14 protein-coding genes are annotated in these 20,693 nt (G+C 32.9%); 10 read left to right on the top strand and 4 right to left on the bottom strand.

From position 1 onward, the window contains the following. Positions 1-2: 2 nt before the first annotated feature. Positions 3-686 (top strand): potassium channel family protein, encoded by a 684-nt coding sequence (locus ACXGQW_RS11675; RefSeq protein WP_457822997.1) that lies wholly within the window; start codon positions 3-5, stop codon positions 684-686. A gap of 144 nt (positions 687-830) precedes the next feature. Here the strand turns inward: ACXGQW_RS11675 and ligA are convergent, their stop codons facing one another. Then, entirely contained in the window at positions 831-3,302 is a 2,472-nt protein-coding gene (gene ligA, locus ACXGQW_RS11670) for an NAD-dependent DNA ligase LigA (protein WP_457822996.1), read from the bottom strand. A 271-nt stretch (positions 3,303-3,573) separates the two neighbouring features. On the opposite strand from ligA, the gene ACXGQW_RS11665 reads away from it, so the two are divergent. The 5 genes from ACXGQW_RS11665 (at position 3,574) to ACXGQW_RS11645 (ending at position 12,351) form a co-directional block, all read left to right on the top strand. Then, a complete protein-coding gene (locus tag ACXGQW_RS11665; protein ID WP_457822995.1) occupies positions 3,574-4,104 on the top strand; it encodes a hypothetical protein in 531 nt (176 codons plus the stop codon). Between the two features lie 487 nt (positions 4,105-4,591). Beyond that, a complete protein-coding gene (locus ACXGQW_RS11660) occupies positions 4,592-6,178 on the top strand; it encodes a peptide chain release factor 3 (RefSeq protein WP_457822994.1) in 1,587 nt (528 codons plus the stop codon). A 1,596-nt stretch (positions 6,179-7,774) separates the two neighbouring features. Further along, complete coding sequence (locus ACXGQW_RS11655) at positions 7,775-8,710, top strand: peptidylprolyl isomerase (protein WP_457824200.1); 936 nt, start codon at positions 7,775-7,777, stop codon at positions 8,708-8,710. 1,542 nt (positions 8,711-10,252) lie between these two features. Next, positions 10,253-11,026: an XRE family transcriptional regulator gene (locus ACXGQW_RS11650; protein ID WP_457822993.1), complete on the top strand. Its 774-nt coding sequence runs from the start codon at positions 10,253-10,255 to the stop codon at positions 11,024-11,026. Beyond that, the gene (locus tag ACXGQW_RS11645) at positions 11,023-12,351 is read left to right on the top strand and encodes an exonuclease domain-containing protein (RefSeq protein ID WP_457822992.1); all 1,329 of its coding nucleotides are present in this window, start codon (positions 11,023-11,025) and stop codon (positions 12,349-12,351) included. Before ACXGQW_RS11650 ends, ACXGQW_RS11645 begins: the two co-directional genes overlap by 4 nt. A 39-nt stretch (positions 12,352-12,390) precedes the next feature. Here ACXGQW_RS11645 and ACXGQW_RS11640 read toward each other — a convergent pair whose 3' ends face one another. After that, positions 12,391-16,047 (bottom strand): AAA family ATPase, encoded by a 3,657-nt coding sequence (locus ACXGQW_RS11640; RefSeq protein ID WP_457822991.1) that lies wholly within the window; start codon positions 16,045-16,047, stop codon positions 12,391-12,393. A gap of 18 nt (positions 16,048-16,065) precedes the next feature. Continuing rightward, positions 16,066-17,271: an exonuclease SbcCD subunit D C-terminal domain-containing protein gene (locus ACXGQW_RS11635; protein ID WP_457822990.1), complete on the bottom strand. Its 1,206-nt coding sequence runs from the start codon at positions 17,269-17,271 to the stop codon at positions 16,066-16,068. A 250-nt stretch (positions 17,272-17,521) separates the two neighbouring features. On the opposite strand from ACXGQW_RS11635, the gene ACXGQW_RS11630 reads away from it, so the two are divergent. From ACXGQW_RS11630 to ACXGQW_RS11615, 4 genes are all read left to right on the top strand, one after another. Continuing rightward, entirely contained in the window at positions 17,522-18,346 is an 825-nt protein-coding gene (locus tag ACXGQW_RS11630; RefSeq protein WP_457822989.1) for a GIN domain-containing protein, read from the top strand. 1 nt (position 18,347) lies between these two features. Next, positions 18,348-18,551 carry a lipopolysaccharide assembly protein LapA domain-containing protein gene (locus ACXGQW_RS11625; protein ID WP_457822988.1) on the top strand — a complete coding sequence of 68 codons (204 nt, stop codon included), beginning with the start codon at positions 18,348-18,350 and terminating at the stop codon, positions 18,549-18,551. Positions 18,552-18,587: 36 nt separating this feature from the next. Continuing rightward, positions 18,588-19,004 carry a hypothetical protein gene (locus ACXGQW_RS11620; protein WP_457822987.1) on the top strand — a complete coding sequence of 139 codons (417 nt, stop codon included), beginning with the start codon at positions 18,588-18,590 and terminating at the stop codon, positions 19,002-19,004. A 157-nt stretch (positions 19,005-19,161) separates the two neighbouring features. After that, entirely contained in the window at positions 19,162-19,983 is an 822-nt protein-coding gene (locus ACXGQW_RS11615; RefSeq protein WP_457822986.1) for a carcinine hydrolase/isopenicillin-N N-acyltransferase family protein, read from the top strand. Between the two features lie 139 nt (positions 19,984-20,122). On the opposite strand, the gene ACXGQW_RS11610 is transcribed toward ACXGQW_RS11615, so the two are convergent. Further along, positions 20,123-20,689 carry a biliverdin-producing heme oxygenase gene (locus tag ACXGQW_RS11610; protein WP_457822985.1) on the bottom strand — a complete coding sequence of 189 codons (567 nt, stop codon included), beginning with the start codon at positions 20,687-20,689 and terminating at the stop codon, positions 20,123-20,125. Positions 20,690-20,693 lie beyond the last annotated feature (4 nt).

Below are 20,693 nucleotides of genomic sequence, written 5' to 3'. Positions count from 1 at the left end.
ATATGAAATATATTATTATCGGTTTAGGAAATTTTGGAGCTTCTCTTGCAGAAAAATTAACTGTGCAAGGCAATGAAGTGATTGGTATTGATATGGATATGTCCAAGGTGGATATGTTAAAGAAAAAAATTACGCATACCATCTGTATGGATGCTACAGACGAATACACGGTATCTGGACTGCCTTTAAAAGAAACTGACGTAGTCATTATTGCAATTGGAGAAGATCAGGGAGCTAACGTTATGGCTACAGCATTGTTCAAGAGCTTTAAAGTAAAACGCTTGATAAGTAAAGCCATTGATAAATTACATAAAAGAGTATTAGAAGCTATTGGGGTAGATGAAATTGTACTTCCAGAAGAAGAGTCTGCTGAACGCTGGGCAAAAAAACTTTGTTTGTCTGGTATTGTAGATTCCTTTGAACTAGATGATCATTACAGTATTGTAGAAATACAAATGCCAGAAAGATACGATGGCAAAACTGTTTTAGAAATTAAGATTAGACAAAAATATAATTTGATTGCCCTAACCACCATAAGCAAAAACGAAATTAACTCTAGTGTTGGAAAAACAAAAGAAGTTAGCAGGGTTCAGGGTATCATCAGCTCTAATGACATTTTGAGCAAAGACGATATTTTGGTTGTTTATGGAGCCAATAGAGATATTAGACGATTTTTAGGTAAATAGATTCGATAGCAATTTTAATTACTTTATTAACGATGTATTTATGCGATTGTTAGCTAAAAACTACAAGAGAACTTAGGCATGCGAGAGTTCACACATTTTTGTTTATCGATTATTTTTATCTAACAGCATCAAAGTAGTAACTCTCTAAATCATCGCTAAAAACTCATCTTCGGAGATAATCGAAAGTCCCAAATCAGTCGCTTTTTTAAGTTTGGCTGGTCCCATACTCTCTCCAGCCACTACGTAATTTGTTTTTTTAGAAATAGAGCTGCTTACTTTTCCTCCGTTATCTTCTATCAACTTTTTAAGCTCGTTTCTAGATACTTTGTGGAATACTCCAGAAATTACAAAAGCCTGTCCTTTTAAAGCATCCGACTGAGTTTTTAAAACCTCTTCTGACAAAGAAAACTGCAAGCCAACACTCTTCAGTTTGTTAATTATTTTAATATTCAGTTCAACTTCTCTAAAAGCTATGATACTTTCTGCAATCTTATCCCCAATTTCGTCAACAGCGATTAAAGTGTCAAAATCTGCAGCTAACAAAGCATCTATATTTTTAAAATGCTTAGCCAATTTTTTTGCGACTGTTTCTCCTACAAAACGAATTCCTAGAGCATACAACACTTTTTCAAAAGGTATCTGTTTGGAGGCTTCAATTCCTTTTATCATATTTCTAGCTCCCGTTTCTCGAATTCCAACCACTCTCCTATCAGAAATTTTGCTAATCGTTTCGTTAAACTTCTCGTACTTGGTTTCAAACGAATCATACTGCTTTAACTCATCAATGTATTTGATGGTTTTTGAGGCTATTAATAACTCACTAAAACTATTATCAAACAAACTCTCACCTATTTCTTTACCATTAAACTTTAATAGTAAGAAATCTTGCAAAGACACATATCCTTCCAAAGAACTAAAATCACTCAGCTTTTGTTTGGTGATAATCGCATATCTATGCCTAAAAATTCGGATAAATTTCTCGGTAACATCAGTATCTTTTCTATCTAAATCATAACTAATATTGATAATATCTTGTAAAAATGTGAGTTTTTCTGATAGTTTTTTTGCTAACCTTTTGGAGATATTAGCGTATCCCAATCCAAAAATGGCATTTTCTATGGTCACCTGTAGCTGATTCTGATAAACAATTCCAGAATCATCACTTTCATAGGCTTTTTCTACCCCTAGAACAGCATCGTAGGTTAAATCGTACAAATCTGCATAATTTTCTATCAACCCCACATCGCAAAGTAAATCCACCGTTTCCGATCCTAAACCTTCAATATCCATGGCTTTTCTGCTAATAAAATGCTGTATTTTACCAGAAACCTGGGGTTTGCAACCGTATTCGTTAGGACAATAGTGCTTTGCATCTCCTTCTTTTCTGACCAAAACCGTACTGCATTCGGGACAATGCGTAGCGTAAGTAGTTTCTTTAGAATCGACAGGCCTTTTTGACAAGTCTACTCCCACTATTTTAGGAATAATTTCTCCTCCTTTTTCAACAAAAACCTCATCATTCAACCTAATGTCATGCAAAGCTATTTGATCTGCATTGTGTAAAGAAGCTCTTTTTACCGTTGTTCCTGCCAATTGCACAGGCTCTAAATTAGCAACGGGCGTAATAGCTCCCGTACGGCCCACTTGGTAAGTAATTGTGTTTAATTTGGTAGATACCTGCGCTGCTTTAAATTTATAAGCCATAGCCCAGCGCGGAGATTTTGCCGTATACCCCAATTCTTCTTGTTGGCGAATATTATTGACTTTGATTACAATACCATCAGTTTCGTAAGGCAAATCGAAACGTGCTTTGTTCCAATAGTCTACAAAGGCTACCACCTCCTCTATAGACTTAGCTATTTTAAGCGTATCTGGAACTTTAAATCCAACTTCTTTTGCTTTTGATAACGCTGCTGCGTGGCTTTCAAATTCGTTGTTATAGGCTAATACTTGATATAACAAACAATCTAACGGTCGCTTGGCTACCTCTGTGCTGTCTTGCAATTTTAAACTTCCACTTGCCGTATTTCTAGGGTTTTTGTAAATCTCTTCTCCCAAAGCTTCCTTAGCCCGATTCATTTTATTAAACCCGTCTATTGGTAGAATAATCTCTCCACGAATTTCAAAATTGTCCACAAAATTACCCTGTAATTTTAAAGGTAGAGATTTAATTGTTTTAACGTTGGCAGTAACATCATCTCCTTGAATTCCATCTCCTCTTGTCACGGCTTTTACTAGTTCTCCATTTCTATAAGTCAAATTTATGGAAGCTCCATCGTATTTGAGCTCGCAGGTATAAGTAATTTCTCCTTCAATTATCTTAGCAATTCTAGTTTCCCAATCTTGTAAATCTTCTTTGCTATAAGAGTTATCTAGAGAATACATTCTACTCTTATGAACTACTGTTTCAAAATTCTTAGTAATAGCTCCTCCAACTTTTTGAGTAGGAGAATTGGCATCGAAATACTCGGGATGTTGTTCTTCTAAATCTTTCAATTGATTTAAAAGCATGTCAAACTCATAATCAGAAACGGATGCATTGTCTAATGCATAATATTCGTGATTTAGTTTGTGTAGTTGTGTTCTTAAAGTTTCTATTTTTTGATGGACTGTCATGAATTCTCTAAAAATAATTAGCAATGTAAATTTAATATTGTTTCTTAAGTTTTAGTTGTTTTAAGGAAACAATCATTGCAAATTTTAAAATTCTATTCGTTCAAACTCATTTATTTTTATATACATTTTACTATTTATTACTAATTAGGTAATTAATTTTTAAAAGTATAGTGGGTTTAAACTAAGATAAAGACACTATTTGTTTTCTAATTAAAAACACTTAGTTTAGCTACTGAGCGTAATTCTTTCATTTTATAATTACTCATACACTATGTCTAAAAAAGATTTTTTTATTATCATTATCAAGCTATTAGCACTTTACGCTCTTATTAATATGCTCTTTACTCATATCCCTACGAGCTTAAGTTATATTAATTTTACTTCGGCTAACTTTGTTGTGATCATGAGTAGTGTTGCTACTTTACTATTGATAATTTTACTTTTTTGGTACGTTTTAAGTAGAGCAAGCTGGATTGTTACCAAACTAAATTTAGCTAAAGGTTTTGATGATGATAGCATTGATTTTGGGGATTTAAGCAGTAAATCTATCATCAAAATCGCTATTATATTTATAGGTGGATGGTTGTTAATTAAAAATTTGCCAATTTTTATAAATCACAGTTATTTGTATTTTTTAGCATCTGCAACAAAAAAGGGAGTGATTCAAAGCAAAGCAATGAATATGTTTCCTTATGGTAGATATCCAGATTACTTTAACTGGAGTATCTCAATTATTAATTTAGTTGTTGGATATATTTTAATAACTAATTACAAAAGAATTGCTGATAAGTTCAGCAAGTAAAATGGTATAGTCTTCTATTTGCAGAGTGAAATAAAGTTTAGTTTGCTTTTAAAACAAGTAGTTCTCGACTAGGATTTGACACTGGGTATGAAAAAAATATTCACGCTAATGCTAGGTCATCGAGCTGAGTCGAGATGCAAAAACTATGATGAAAGGGATCTGTAATAAACAGCTCTTAATTCCACTCAAATACTTATAAACTGTAGCGCTTAAATATATCTGAAATTTCATTTTTATTGATGTTCCATTGCGTAAAGGATTGAAGTGGCATCCTTTTGTTTGAGGTAACTGAGCTTGTCGAAGTCCCGAAAACAAAAGATATAACGGAAAGCCTGACCCGTCAGGGGTATGCCCAAACAAAACTTATTGTCAGTTTTTTTCACCAATTCGATAATAAATAACTCTTTTAATGCGAATGATTAATTGCCCAATGTTGATTGGCAATTGCCTATTGAAAATGTATATTTGCAACCCTTAAAGAAACAGAATGGCATTTATAGACGAAATAAAGCGTAGAAGAACCTTTGGTATTATCTCTCACCCCGATGCAGGTAAAACTACTTTGACTGAGAAACTATTACTTTTTGGTGGTGCGATTAGTGAAGCTGGTGCGGTGAAAAATAACAAAGTAAAAAAAGGAGCTACTTCGGATTTTATGGAAATTGAACGTCAACGTGGAATTTCTGTAGCTACATCTGTATTGGCATTTAATTACAAGGAGCGTAAAATTAATATTTTAGATACTCCTGGTCATAAAGATTTTGCCGAGGATACGTTTAGAACCCTAACGGCTGTAGATAGTGTGATTGTGGTGATTGATGTTGCTAAAGGAGTTGAGCCACAAACTGAAAAACTGGTTGAAGTTTGTAGAATGCGTAAAATTCCTATGATTGTTTTTATTAACAAATTGGACCGTGAGGGTAAAGATGCTTTTGATTTGCTAGATGAAGTTGAGCAAAAGTTAGGACTTACCACTACTCCATTGTCTTTTCCTATTGGAATGGGATATGATTTTCAGGGGATTTACAATATTTGGGAAAAGAAAATTAATATTTTTTCTGCTGAAAATAAACAAACAGTAACGAGTGGTGTAGAATTTACAGACATTAGCGTCCCGGAATTGGACGAAATGATTGGTAACAAAGCTGCGGAAACTTTGCGCGAAGAGATTGAAATGGTTGAAGAGGTTTATCCAGAATTTAATCAAGAAGATTACATTAAGGGAGACTTGCAACCTGTATTCTTTGGTTCTGCCTTGAACAATTTTGGAGTGAAGGAGTTGTTAGATTGTTTTATAGAGATTGCTCCGGATCCTCAACCTAAACAAGCCGAAGAGAGATTGGTCAACTCTAAAGAAGATAAATTAACTGGATTTGTGTTTAAAATACACGCCAATATGGATCCCAAACACAGAGATCGTTTGGCTTTTGTAAAAATAGTATCGGGTACCTTTAAACGTAATGTTCCTTATTTGCACGTTCGCAACGGAAAGAAAATGAAATTTTCTAGCCCCAATGCCTTTTTTGCTGAAAAAAAGGAAATTGTTGACGAATCTTTTCCTGGAGATATTGTTGGTTTACATGATACGGGAAACTTTAAAATTGGAGATACGTTAACTGAAGGTGAAACGATTAACTTTAAAGGAATTCCGAGTTTTTCTCCTGAACATTTCCGCTACGTAAATAATGCAGATCCTTTAAAATCAAAACAATTATACAAAGGTTTGGATCAGTTGATGGACGAAGGGGTTGCGCAGTTGTTTACCTTAGAATTAAACGGACGTAGAGTTATTGGTACTGTAGGAGCACTGCAATACGAAGTAATTCAATATCGTTTAGAGCATGAATACGGTGCTAAGTGTAGTTATGAAAATTTAAACATGCACAAGGTTTGTTGGGTTGAACAAGGAGATAATAAACAAGAGTTCGAGGAATTTAAGCGCGTTAAGCAACGTTACTTGGCAAAGGATAAACAAGGACAATTGGTGTTTTTAGCAGATTCTGCTTTTACCATTCAAATGACTCAAGATAAGTATCCATCAGTTAAACTACACTTTACTAGTGAGTTTAAGTAAATTGATACGATGAAAAAATTCCTCTCTTGTTTTTTAATAGTGATTAGTTTTTTGACCTATGCTCAGAAGAATAAGAATGATGATTTTATCCAAACTACAAAACTCAAGAACCACGTAAGATTTAATTACATTCCTGTAGATATGTCTTCCATTGAAAATGTAGATGAAACGATGTATTTAGGAGGAATACATTATCAAATTCCAATTCATCAAAATTTTTACACTGGATTTCATAGTTATGCAGCTCTGTTTGGCGATCAAGGAGGGTTATTTACTATAGGGGTAGAATTAGGTTATACACAACGTTTATTTTCTGATTTTTTTGTGGATGCAAACTTTAATTTTGGTGGTGGTGGTGGCTACAGAAACCTGATTAATAAAGGAGCTTACATCAACCCAAACATCGGTTTTTCTTATCATTTTCCTAAGTTTAACATAGGGGTTCAGTACAGTCATTTTGATTTTTACACGGGAAGCGTTAAAAGTAACAGTATCTCTGCTTTTGCAGAAATTCCCGTTGATATGACCCTTGGAAAATATAATGATAAAAATAAACTGATTTATGCTGACAAAAATTGGAATACTCCGTTAAAACGAAGTGCTTTTGCTATTAAGCTAGATCAGTACTTTCCTATTGGAAAGTCTAGAAAAGATGCTATTAATAATAACGAGCCTCTTACCAATACATTATACTTAGTAGGTTTTGAGTATCAGAAATACTTATCCGACAAAAGCTACGTGTTTATTCATACAGATGCTATTTATAAAGGTTTAACTGCTGGTTTTATGGATATCTTTGGTGGTTTTGGTTACGAACCTTACCAAAACAAACATTTTAGCCTGTTCACAAAACTTGGGATTGGTGCTGCTGGAGGTAGAATTAGAGCCGAAGGAGGTGCAACTATCTATCCGTCATTAGGAATTGATTATCATATTACGGAGAATGCTTCTCTATTTTTACATGGTGGGTATACCAAAGCCTTAGATGGTTATTTTGAAGCTTATACTTTTGGAGGTGGAATCAAATTCAATACTTATTCTGGATACCGAAATATCAACAATATTAGTGAGAAAGTCGTAAAAGCCATAAAAACCAAAGGAATTAGATTGAGCCTGCAGCATCAGACTTATTTTAATTTGGGAAGAATGGTAAGAGAACCTTTAGATTTACACCTTCTCGCTTTACAATTTAATGTTGATATAAATAAATATATATACTTAACAGGTCAAGCAGCTTTTGCCTATGAGTCTACTTACAAAGGTAATGACCCAAAAAGTGAACTAGGTGCAGGAGGTTATGCTGATGGAATGGTTGGATTAGGATTCTATTCTCCTATATTTGTAAAGAAAAAAATACAGTTTTTTACTGAATTTTTGGTGGGTGCTGGAGGAGGTGCCGGGATTGATACAGGAGAAGGTATTATCGGAAAAGCAAAGCTCGGAGGGTATTATCATTTAAACGATAGATTTTCTATACTAGCCTCTGCTGGAAAAATACTGTCACCCTCTGGAAGTATCAACTCAAACAACGTAAACATCGGATTAAGTTTTAATTTTTCATCACTTAAATCCATTTTTAAAATAAATAAGAAAGACATGAACGACGGATTGTATGCAAAATTTAACACCTCTAAAGGTGAAATTTTAGTAAACTTAGAATTTGAAAAAACTCCTGGAACTGTAGGTAACTTTGTTGCTTTGGCAGAAGGAAACATGGAAAACTCTGCAAAACCGCAAGGAACTCCCTACTACGATGGATTAAAGTTTCACCGTGTAATTGCAGATTTTATGATTCAAGGGGGATGCCCTCAAGGTACTGGAACAGGAAATCCTGGTTATAGTTTTGACGACGAAATTGTTGCGGAACTTAAACACGATACTCCTGGTGTACTATCTATGGCAAACGCTGGACCTGGAACTAATGGTTCTCAGTTTTTTATTACTCACACGGCTACTCCTTGGTTAGATGGTAAACATACTGTTTTTGGAAAAGTAATTTCTGGACAAGATATTGTTGATGCTATTGAGCAGGAGGATGAAATTGAATCTTTAGAAATTGTACGCGTAGGAGAAGCAGCAGAAAAATTTAATGCGATAGAAGCTTTTAGAACTTTTGAAGGATCTAGAGAAGCTAGAATTAAAGAGGAGGCAGCAGCTAGAGAAGCAGAATTGGAGAAATTAGCGGCTGGTTTTCAAAAAACAGAAAGCGGTTTAAGATATCAAATTATCCAAAAAGGAAACACTGGTGTAAAAGCTACTAAAGGGCAGCAGGTATCCGTACACTACAAAGGTCAATTACCTGATGGAACTGTATTTGATTCTTCTTACAAGAGAAATGAACCTATTGAGTTTGCTATTGGTGTAGGACAAGTAATTTCTGGATGGGACGAAGGTATCCAATTATTAGAAGTTGGAGATAAGGCTCGTTTAGTCATTCCATCTGATTTGGCTTATGGATCTAGAGGTGCAGGAGGAGTAATTCCACCAGATGCTACATTGGTGTTTGATGTGGAGTTAGTAAAGGTTAAGTAATTAGTAAGAATCCGTGAATTAACGGTTTGAATACACACTCCTTAAGTTGGAGTGTTAATAAGAAGTAAAACCCCAATCTAATTATAGAGTGCCCCCAAAATGTTAGACGCAATTTGGGGGTATTTTTATGTCTAGAAAAGTAAAGTACACATTTGAATTTAAACAAGAATGTGTAAGATTGATTTCTAAAAATGTACACTCTATTGATAGTTTGAACTTAATGTTTTATAACAGACAGAAAAAAGTAATCTTTATTAGATTAAATCTGTATTTTATCGGGTATTGGAAGTGGTGCTAGTATTATTTATTCGCAAAGAAAATATGAATTTTAACGTTTGGAGGGGTTTAAAACGAACCAAAAGAAAAATCCATGAATTTAAAATTTCAAGCGTAATAAGAAGAAATCCAAATCTTTAACTAAAGAAATTACCTTTAGAAAACAAAACTTTGAAAACAGAATTCTATTGTAAAAAAAAGTTATATGCTTTGGCTCAAGCTAGAGAGAAAAAGCGATAGCCACCAATGAGTTAAGGAATAAGCACCATTTATTGTTAAATTATACAAATATGGTTTATTAAGTAGTTTTCGTCATCACTCACAAAAAATTGAAGAGCTTGAGAAATACGACTTCTGTGAAAACTTACTCATATTTAGTTACTCATGAAAAGTAAACAAAAACAGCCCTACCAAAAAAAACGTAGACTAGAGCAGTTTTTGAACTCAAATTATTCATCTTTGATCAAACTCGAAATAGTCATATTTATACTAACTTTACTGCTAAAAAGTATAATATTGCTAGATTGATTATTGAACTAAAAATATAGTACTATAAAATCGAACGAAAAAATTGAAGAACATATTCCTCTTTCCTTAAATGTTTAAAAACGCTACAAGAATCAAATTGTAATTGAAGCAAAGTACAATACCTACGAAAAAGCAACTCATTAATTGTGAGATCTAAAATTTTGTGCTTTTTATTGCTTTATTTTTAAAATTGATAATATAACTAATCAATACATCACTTTTAGTATACCAATCCGTTGTCTGTAACTAATTGAATTTGGGCAGTATGCATTTTGATTTAATCTTACATCAGATTTAATTATTTCACGACAAAGTATATCTTTTGCTCGAACGAATGATAAATGATTTAAATATCAAGTAGATAGTCAAGGATATTTTAGTAGTAATAAATTAGTAAATGAATGAATTGGATAGACTCGTAAGCAAAAAAAATAGATTGAATAAGTTCTAAACTCGAGAGCTCATAAAAAAGCGAATTTACCTATTTAACAAAAGGATATTTTGACTAAATATACATCTATGTTTAGTAACCAAATACAAGCTGAATAATTCTGCTGAAATAGGATTTGATGAAAATTCATCAACTTAGAGTCGGAGGATTTGGAATGACTCAATTAAACATAAATTTATTCTAATTAGTGGAAGCTAAAACTCCATACTCTGCCATTATAAAGCTCTAATTTCAAAACCCCATAATAAAGCTACAAATAATAGCAATAATTACCTATATTTGTAGCAATGGAAGTTTTATCAAAAAATATTAGTCACTTACGCAAGCAAAAAAAGCTATCGCAACAGTTGTTTGCAGAAAAAATGGAGGTGCCACGTTCGCGCATTTCCTCATACGAAGAAGGAAGATCTATTCCTAGCTTAGAATTCTTAATCAAATTATCTGACTATTTTAAAATCCCTGTTGATATCATCATACGAAATGATATCACCAAAGAGGACAAACTATCATTTATAGAATTGAGAAATAAACGAATCCTCTTTCCTATCACCATAGATACCGACGATGAAGATTTGATAGAAATTGTTCCTGCCAAAGCTCAAGCCGGCTATTTGTCTAGTTACGATGATCCTGAATATATAGAGCAACTGAAAAAAATTAAGCTCCCCTTTTTGCCTGTTGGTTTGCATAGAGCTTTTCCTATTCAAGGAGATTCCATGTTGCCCATGAAAGACGGTTCTTTTGTGGTAGGTAAAATGGTGGAAGATGTGAAAGATATTAAAACAGGGAGAACTTACGTGCTGGTAACCTTAAATCAAGGAATGGTGTACAAAAGAGTAGAAAATAACATCGACACAAATGAAACGTTAAAATTAATTTCTGATAATAAATTATATGATCCTTACGACATTCATATATCAGAAGTTATAGAACTTTGGGAGTTTGCCTGTGCAATTAACACACAAGAGTATAGCGAGAGTGAATTAAAATTAAGTAGTATTCTTGGCATGTTTAATGAACTAGGAATTGAGTTAGAAGAACTTAAAAAATTAATCGCATGATATATACCATCATTGATATTGAAACTACGGGTAAAAGCAATCGAATTACCGAAATTTCTATTTTTAAGTACGAGGATGGGAAAGTCATTGATGAGTTTACCTCTTTAGTTAATCCATTAACGCTCATCCCTCTGCACATAACCGCTTTAACGGGTATAGATGATGAAATGGTTGCAAATGCTCCTTTGTTTGAAGAAATTGCACAATCAATTCTAGACATTACCGAAAATGCTGTTTTTGTAGCACATAACGTTAATTTTGATTTTAATGTTATTCAAAAAGAATTTAAACGTATTGATTTAGATTTTAACAGAAAAAAACTATGTACTGTTCGATTATCTAGAAAAATAATTCCAGGACACAAATCCTATAGCTTAGGTAAACTTTGTAGAGAATTAGAGATAGATTTGGTAAACAGGCATCGTGCTCGTGGAGATGCAGAAGCTACTGTAAAATTATTTGAACTACTCTTAAACAAACCCCATGGAGAAAACACCATTTTAGATTTTTTAAAAGCCAACTCTAAGGAAGCTACTTTGCCTCCCCATCTTCCCAAAGAGGTGTTTAATGCGATTCCTCATAAAGCGGGAATTTACTTTTTTAAAAACAAAAAAAACGAGGTTATTTATGTAGGAAAGGCCAAGGATTTAAAGCAGAGAGTAATTAGCCACTTTTACGATAAAAAACAGAAAGAATTAGACCTATGTAGGGAGACAGCGCATATAGACTTTGAGTTATCTGGAGACGAATTAATTGCTTTGTTAATGGAAGACGATGCCATCAAAAAAAATTATCCAAAATACAACTACGCTTCCAAACGTTTTTTAAATCAATATGCCGTATTCAATTATACCGATAGAAAAGGAATCATTCACTTTGCCATTCAAAAACTAAAATTAACGCCCCATCCACTGATGGTTTTTAATAACATTCGCGAAGCTACTTCTTACTTAGAAAAACTTTGTATGCAATTTACATTGTGCCCTAAGTATTGCCACTTACAAGAAAATATCAAAGAATGTGATCACTACAAAATTAAGACCTGCGGAGGGATTTGTAAAGAGCAAGAATCCATTGCCATTTATAACATTCGAGTAAAGCAAGCAACAGAATATATAACACAGCAGAACACAACCAAAGTAATAAAGCAACGTGGAAGAACTTCCGAGGAAGCTGCTTTTGTCATGATTAAAAATGGAGTTTACAGAGGTTACGGATTTGTAGATTCTGATATTCAAATAAGTGATGAAAGTGTTTTAGACTTTTATTTGACTCCAAAAAAAGACAATTTAGATGTACAGAAAATACTAAGGAGATATATTTAATCTGCTAGTTTACTTTCGATGAACTCTATTATTTCTTCATTAGTTTACCATATTTAACAAACTAACACCCTGCCCTTTTTTGTGCAATTGTATTTGAGTTGGAATCCTTTCTTTCAAACTTTCCACATGAGATATCACACCAATCATTTTACCATCGGACTGAAAATTTTCTAGAGTAGACATCACTGTTTCTAGACTGTCACTATCTAAAGTTCCGAATCCTTCATCAATAAAAAGAGATTCTATTTTAACAGAATTACTCGCCAAATCCGATAAGCCTAAAGCTAAAGCCAAACTGATTAAAAAACGTTCTCCCCCACTACAAGTATCTACCGCTCTCATCTGCTCTGCTTGGTAGTAATCTAGCAATTTAAAACTTAACTCTTCCCCGTTTTTATATGTGGGATTTAATACCAAAGAATATCTCTTATTCAGCTTGTAAAGATGAATATTTGCCAAATCAATCAAATTTTTTAAAGTTAACCTTTGTACATAAATATTAAAGGCATCTTTGGATCCGCCTATTAATGTCAACAAACTTGTCCATTTGTTTAGCTGTTTTTCTTGTAACTTAATACTCTTAGCTACCTCCTTGTTGTTATCGATAAATCGTTGATGATATTCAAAATCTTTATCCAAAGCCCCTTTTAAAGAGGATAATTGCTGAATTTCATCAGTGATGAGTGCTAGTCTGCTTTCAACTTCTTCCCTACTATCGGTAGGCTTATTTTTAATATGAAGTTCTTTTAATTGTGTTTCATTTTTTAACCACAAAGCGTTCAAACTGCTTTCTTTGTCTTCTAACTCTTTTTTAAGTGTGGCTAATTCTTCTTTTGCCGAAGCTGACAAAATCGCTTTTTTTATTTCTTGTATATTGGCAAACGTGCAGTCTTTTAGTAATTGTTCAACCTCGTGTTCGTTCTTTTTTATAGATTCCTTTAATTTCAATACTCTTTCGCTCAACTCTTTGTATTGAGTTGTTAACGTCGTTACCATTTCTTTTTCTTGATCTAAAAATTTTTTTGCAGTTTCCAATTCCTTCTTTGCAGATGCTATTAAAGAATCTAATCTAGTCTTAGCGCTCTCTAAAGAATGATTTTTAGGTAAAATTCCGTTTCGTGTGTGTTGTTGTTCTTTAATCAAATCTTTTAAAACCAAAATTTCCTTTTCTCGGACTTTAATATCTACCATAAATTGATTGGCAGTTCTCTCAGTATGATTAATTTGCAACAACAAATTACTTTCTATTTGCTGTAACTCTTTTTCCTTGTGTTCAGTCGCGTGATAATCATTTATTTTTTTCTCTAATCCTTTAATCGTATCAATCAAGTCCTGTTGGGCAATCTTAAAATCAAACTGATGCAACTCATTGAATAGTTTTTTCTCAATCTCTGTTTTCTTTTTGTTAATGTCTTCTAATTGCAAAACTATCTCAGCAGCTCTTTTTTGATAATTCTTTGTTTCCGTGTTTAGTTTAGAAAGTTCGTTATGAATCAAGTGAATACTTGCTACCAACTGTGTTTGTTTTACTTCTAAGGTTTCTTTTTCTTTCTGCTTCTGTTGAATTTCGTGTATAGTGCGTTTAACCTCTTTTAATAAAGCATCTACCCGCTTTGATTCTTCGAGAACTTTATCTGTTTGACCTATACCAATCTCTACGTTTAAAGACTCTTTTTGCTGTAACACCTCTTTTACTTCCAGGGTCGTTTGCTTAATGTTTTCTCCTATCTGTTCTTGCTGAGTAATAATGGAAACCTGTTCTATTTTAAATTTTTCTAGCTGCGTGTTCAGTTCCTCAACCGAAGCTTTTCTTTGATTAAATTTTTCTTCTAAAACAGAAACTTCATCTGCTTGGTAATGATTCACGAAAGGATGATTGATAGAGCCACAAACAAAACATGGCTCGCCATCTTTTAATTTTTTTCTTTCCTCCTCATAACTTAAAATCACCTGTTGTTGTTTAAAAATAGTTTCAGCATCTTTCAATTGCTCGAGTGCCAAAACTTTACGCTTCTCAAAATCTATTAATTGATTATTTACGGTAAGTAATTGTTTTTCTAACACCTCCGACTGACTTGCGAACAATTTAAGACTTTTTTGGTGTTTTAAATAAAGTTCGGACAAACGGTACAACTGCAATAATTCCTGATGTTGAGCTTCTAAATGAGTTTGCTTTTTTAAACTTTTATCAAAATCATTTTTATCAAAGAAATCTTTTAATACAGCCAAAGACTCTTTTTTTTCTCGATGTTCTTTTTCTAAAGTTGCCAGCTTAGCCTCCAGGTTGTTTTTTTGAGGTTCTAAAATTTTGATATCCTCTAGTAACTTTTGATTTTCTTTAATCGAATTTTGTTGATTATCCGTTAAGCTTTCTAAATGAGTAATATGAGTATTCCAATAAATATACTTCCTTTCTATATTAGGTATTTGAGCATGCTCTTTTAATAACTTTTTTAACGGAGCTTGTTGCTTTTTGTTGCTCTCTAAATCGTTGTTATACTGCTTGCGTAAAACCAACAACTCTTGATGTTTATCTACAGACAACCGATGTTCTTTTAATGACTTTACTAACAGTTCATTATCTGATTTTATTTTGGATTCTAAAACGGCCAAATCTTCCAATTTTGGAGCCCATTCTTTAAACTTATCTTCTGCAACGGTAAAAGCAGTCATCTTTTCTTGATGTACTTTTTCAGCGTTAACTTTAATATTTTTACTCTTAACCAATTGATTTTCAACAGTACTTAGTTTTTTTTCAACATCTGTTAATTCTAAAGTATGCTTGTTCTCTAAAATTAAAAACTCTTTAAAAGGTTCTGCCAACCTATCATTCTCTAACGAGGCTAGCTTAGGTTGATGCTTTATTTTAAGTTGCTCTAACTCCTCTTTGGCTTTTAATAAATGTTGTTTCTCTGCGGTTGTTTTTTGCAAATCTACATACCATGTTTTAACATCTTTTAATTTTTTTTCATCAACCAACAAAGTTCTAATTTGCTCCGTAGCTTTGCTATATGCTTCCTTTTTAGTAGTAAGCTCCTCTTCTGATAGAATATTTTTGCGATCTATCGTGAGCTTTAAATCTTCTAAAGTTCTTTTCTCCGTAGCTTTTTTTTGTTGAATCGTCTCTCCTATCTTTTTGTAGATGTCCTCTCCCGTAATTTGCTCTAATAATTTCGCTTTTTCAGGTCCTTTAGCTGATAAAAAAGCTGCAAATTCTCCTTGAGCAAGCAGCACAGATCTTAGAAACTGTTCGTAATTTAAACTAGTTATTTTTTCTACCTCTAATTTAACTTCTCTCTTTTTTTCCGCTATAATTTTCTCTTGCGAAAGATTTTTAAGCCTAACCTCTTCTTTAGGAATGCTTCTCTTTTTTCCATTAGCTGTTGCCAAACTTATTCCCCAATAGGCTTCATAAATACAATCATTATTTTTAAAAATCACACTAGAAAAAGCATCTTTACAGCCATAACTTATCACACTATCTAAACCTTTGGATAATACGTGATTGAATCTAGGTACTTGATGATACAAGGCAATGGTAATGGCATCTAACAAAGTGGTTTTTCCTGCTCCCGTAGGACCCGTGATGGCAAACAGTCCCACATCCTTAAATAAATCGCTCTCAAAGTCAATAACAATAGGAGTTTGAGACTTTAAAGAGTTGATATTCTGAAGGGTGATTTTTAAAATTTTCATCTTTTAAATTTGATCAATTTAAGACTGTTCTTGTGCAATTAACAAAGCTTCATTAAAAGCATCTAACAACTCTTTGTTTTCTTCCAAACTAATATTTTCTTCCTCACATTTTTGTTTAAAAACCTCAATGGGTTTCAGTGTTTTTATTTGCTTTACATTTTCTAGTAATGCCTCTATACCTAGGTGTTCTCTTTTATTTTTTAAAGTAATCTTTAAAATTTTAAGAGATAAACTTTCTGCCGTTTGCTTAATTTCCGAAATATCTACTGCATTACTATCCTCATTTAAAATAACTTCTACCCAGGTTTCTAATTCTTTATCTTGTTGGATATTTTTTAGCTGACTGATACAATCTTCTGTATCTCCTTTGACTTGAATAATATCTCTAAATTGAGGTACCAAAATTTCAGAAATATTTCTGATTCTATTAGTCGAAATTTCAATTCCTGTCACCTTTTTATCATAACCAATTTCAGAAAAACTCAAAACTACAGGAGATCCGGAATATCTTATATGGTTTTTGTTTCCTACCTGTTGGGGTTTGTGTAAGTGTCCCAAGGCTACATAATCAAAAGTGTTAGGAAAATCGTTAGCTCCTATATGACCTAAATTTCCTACAGAAATATCTTTTTCGCTATCAGAAATACTTCCTCCAATGGCAAATAAATGCCCCATGGCTATTACAGGATTTACGTGCGTGTTTTGCTGTTCAATTTCATCAGCAATCGTATTATAATGGTTGATTAGAGCCGACTTGTATCGTTCATTAATATCATCAAAACGTTCTCCTGCTACAGCCTTTCTAACATCCTGATCTCTCAAATAAGGGACGGCAGCTATATAGATTTGCTCGTCTGAGGTTTCTATTTTAAAAACTTCTTCTTTTATGTTCTCCATGGCTTTACCAACCACCTTAATTGAAAGTGCACTTAACAAAGCTTTGGGAGCATTTAACGTTCCTGGAGAATCGTGATTTCCTCCAGTGATAATCACGTGCTTGCAACACGTTTTATGAATATCTATTAAAAAGTTATAATACATGCTTAGACTTTGATTTGAAGGCATACCTGTATCAAAAACGTCTCCAGAAATCAGCAACACCTCATAACTCTCCTCTACAATTAGCTGAGCCAACCAATTTAAAAAAAGTTGTTGTTCTTGATGTTGGGATTGCTCGTGTAACCGATGACCCAAATGCCAATCTGCAGTGTGTAAAACTTTCATAAATACGCTTAAAATTTCTAATTAGTAAATATACAAAGTGAAAGTAACATTTGACCTTATCAATAGTTTCATAATATTTTTTTATCCCTGTGAATTGGTTCGAGTAAACCCAAATTACTGCAAGTTTTTGGTTAGGGAAAAGATTTAAAAATAATAACTTTTGCTGAAAATATATCACGTTTTTAAAAACTTAACAAATAAATATACTATATTTAAAATTTTATAACTAAAAATAAACCAAAACACAATTATGAAAAAAATAACCGTATTATTATTATGCTTTTACAGTGTTCTTGCTTTATCTCAACAGAAACCAAAAATTAAGGGAGACAAGAATGTTATTACCGTAACAAAAGAAATAACTGGGGGTTTTAACGCTGTTGAGATTGACGATGCTTTAGAAATTGATATTAAGCAAGGCACTCAAAACCGTTATACACTAACAACTGATACTAATTTGCATGATATTATTAAATTTACCGTAAAAGACAGTATCCTAAAAGTTTACACTACTAATAAAATTACGAGTAGTAAAAAACTTGAAATTGGTTTGACTTGCATTGGTTTAGAACATATTACGATTAAAAATGATGCTAGTTTGAAAAGTGAAGGAAGTTTAGAGAGTAAAGTAATATACTTAAACGCTTATAATTCAAGTAAATTTGACCTTGACCTTAGATCTGAAGAAGTAATAATTACTTTGCAAAGAAATGCTGGAGGTACACTAAAAGTTCGTTCGAAAAACACCACTATTGTAATGAATGATAGAACGGACCTAAACGCAAATATCACAGCAGAGAAAACAACAGTTAGTTTAACTAAAACATCCCAACTTGAATTAGCTGGTGATAGTGATTTAGTCGCTTTTAATTTAAAAGATAGCGCAGAATTAGATGCTAGAAAAATGAAAGTTTCTTCTGCCGACTTATACACGTCTAATAGCACTGATGTATACATACATGCAAGTAAAAACTTAGAATTGTATGCTAAAGGTAAGAGCAATATTTACGTTTATGGAAACCCAAAAATTGAGATAAGAGGATTAACAGATAAATCAAAAATAATAAAAAAGTAAGATGAGGATTAAAACATTTATTGCTTTATTCTTTATTGCAATCATCGTAATATTTTCAATTCAAAACGCAGAAGTTACGGATGTCAAATTTTTGACTTTCAAGCTTTCAATGTCCAGAGTACTTGTTATTCTTGGAAGTTTTGTTGTGGGACTACTTGTTGGTATACTGAGTACTATTTCATCAAAGTTTACATCCCCAAAGTAAAACATGGCTAAGATAATTTCTGTAGAACTACAACATGTGCCGAAGGAAATAGTTGTTGGAGATAATAATACGGATGTTGTAGTTGTTACTAGCTTTAAGATGCATGACATAGATATAAATCTAAATATGGAGTATTGTCTTCATCTATTCATTTATGATGTGCGTGGAAAAATTGATCCATCTATTATAGTTTCTAATTGGGACGAAAGCTATAGTGTCTCAATTGAAACTGCTATGGATGCAAAAGACGATTACTTAGGAACTGCCTCTGTAATTTTTAAAGCTGATAGAAAAGAGATCACAATTAAAACTCCAATTGCTTTGAAATTGGGCTCATTAGGTAAAGGTACTACTTATTTTACCCGAAAATTGGATGTTTTTGCGATGGCAACTCCAGCGATAGGTCGTATTTCGAGAAGGTCAGGGCCATATGAAGCACAGGTAACCTACTAGTTCCATAATTCTACTATATCAAGTTTAGTACTTAACCCGTTTTTTGAGGGCTCATCAAATAAATTCATTTAATAAAAAAAGTATTCGGAGTCGAATACTTTTTTTATTAAATGAATAATATAAATATTAATGAATCTCAAACTGAAAGATAATCTTAATGAATAAATTACCACAATATATATTTTACTTGTTAGCTTTAATACTTTGCACACGCAGCAAGGCTTGTTCTATTATTTACTTTGTTGATGAAAAAACAGGGAAAATTTATGTGGCTAACAACGAAGATTATTGGCTAAACACCAAAGCGTACATTCAGTATAGTCCTCAAAAGAAAGATAAGATGGCAAGAGTATGGTACGGTTGGGATCATTTTGCTCAAGGTGGAATTAATCAGGCTGGATTATTTTTTGATGCTGCCGTTACCCCAACGCAAAAAATTCCCAAAGGCTATAACCCTCCTAACGGAAGAAACGTGGGTGACGAAATTCTAGCCAACTGTAAAACTACTGCCCAAGCTTTAAGTTTTCTAGAAAAAAATAAAATAGCTATTCCCAATGGACATATGATGTTTGGGGATAAAAATGGCAACGCAGTGGTAGTAGAATGGATAGACGGGGAGAGCGTTTTAAATTACATTAAAAACAATGTGTTAATCGCTACTAATTACCTATTATCCAAACCAGAAGAAGGCAACTTTCCGTGCTATAGATATCAATCTATTGAAGAAAGAATCGACAAACTAAAACAATTGGAGAATATCAGTTTTTTAGATTTTGGTAATACCATTGGGGGTGCCTCTGTAGCTCCGTCTTTTGATGTAAAAAGTGGAAAGTCATCGGGTACGCTTTACAGTAGTTTTATCAACATTAGTGATATGAAACTATTTGTAGTTCCAAAACTAGATAACAGTAAAGTAGTTAAATTAACTTTACGCAATTTGTTTATGGAGAAAAGAAAGAAAAGAATAAAATTGTACTAGCGCTAATCACATTAAAACAAGTTTTTTAAAATTTATCGCTCTATCAAAAACCTAATCTCAGAAGGCTTTTAATAGAGTTAAACTTAATTAGAGATAAAAAATATTGAATGTCAGATACGCATAAATCTAAAGTTTGATGCTATTCCATAAAAAACATAAAACACTTCTGTGCTCCTACAATAACGTCTTCTTGTTGCGTTTCTGATAATTCTAAAGCATCTAATCTGTTTTTATAATCCGCCCATTTAAGCTCTTTAATGGTATCTTGATTGTAGAAATGACTTGTGAATTGCCATTCAGATAGTTTATTGGCAATACTCTTGGCAATATAACGTCTTCCCAACGTAGAACCATTAATTACGTACAAAGCACCTAATGCTTGATAAGTAGATTCAAAATTAATATTGCTTTTTACCTGAGTAGTTGTCGGCAAAGCGTTCATACTCATCAAATCTTGTGACAACAAATCTGTATAAGGTTCAATGGGTAAAAATGATGCTAAAAGGGCATTTTGATTATAATGACTTAAAGCTAAATCTATTTTTTTGTGGGATTTGAATAAAGTAATCAGATGACTTTTGTATTGGTCTATGCCTAAGTCTTTACTCATTAGCGTATGGGCATTTAACTTAGTTTCTGCTTTAGCATGAAGATCTTTTGTAGCCTGCTTTAATCTTTCTGATAGGGCTCGTATTTCAGTATTCAATTTT

The organism is Wenyingzhuangia sp. IMCC45533, assembly GCF_054111225.1.
Note: the sequence above shows the minus strand (reverse complement) of the source record. Positions and strands in the feature narration are given on the sequence as shown.

Bases quoted from the DNA above. Each gene is read 5' to 3' on its own strand.
- ACXGQW_RS11645 (WP_457822992.1), top strand. From the start codon at position 11,023: ATGATATATACCATCATTGATATTGAAACTACGGGTAAAAGCAATCGA.
- ACXGQW_RS11630 (WP_457822989.1), top strand. From the start codon at position 17,522: ATGAAAAAAATAACCGTATTATTATTATGCTTTTACAGTGTTCTTGCT.
- ACXGQW_RS11675 (WP_457822997.1), top strand. From the start codon at position 3: ATGAAATATATTATTATCGGTTTAGGAAATTTTGGAGCTTCTCTTGCA.
- ACXGQW_RS11625 (WP_457822988.1), top strand. From the start codon at position 18,348: ATGAGGATTAAAACATTTATTGCTTTATTCTTTATTGCAATCATCGTA.
- ACXGQW_RS11650 (WP_457822993.1), top strand. From the start codon at position 10,253: ATGGAAGTTTTATCAAAAAATATTAGTCACTTACGCAAGCAAAAAAAG.
- ACXGQW_RS11635 (WP_457822990.1), bottom strand. From the start codon at position 17,271: ATGAAAGTTTTACACACTGCAGATTGGCATTTGGGTCATCGGTTACAC.
- ACXGQW_RS11640 (WP_457822991.1), bottom strand. From the start codon at position 16,047: ATGAAAATTTTAAAAATCACCCTTCAGAATATCAACTCTTTAAAGTCT.
- ACXGQW_RS11615 (WP_457822986.1), top strand. From the start codon at position 19,162: ATGAATAAATTACCACAATATATATTTTACTTGTTAGCTTTAATACTT.
- ACXGQW_RS11660 (WP_457822994.1), top strand. From the start codon at position 4,592: ATGGCATTTATAGACGAAATAAAGCGTAGAAGAACCTTTGGTATTATC.
- ACXGQW_RS11655 (WP_457824200.1), top strand. From the start codon at position 7,775: ATGAACGACGGATTGTATGCAAAATTTAACACCTCTAAAGGTGAAATT.
- ACXGQW_RS11665 (WP_457822995.1), top strand. From the start codon at position 3,574: ATGTCTAAAAAAGATTTTTTTATTATCATTATCAAGCTATTAGCACTT.
- ligA (WP_457822996.1), bottom strand. From the start codon at position 3,302: ATGACAGTCCATCAAAAAATAGAAACTTTAAGAACACAACTACACAAA.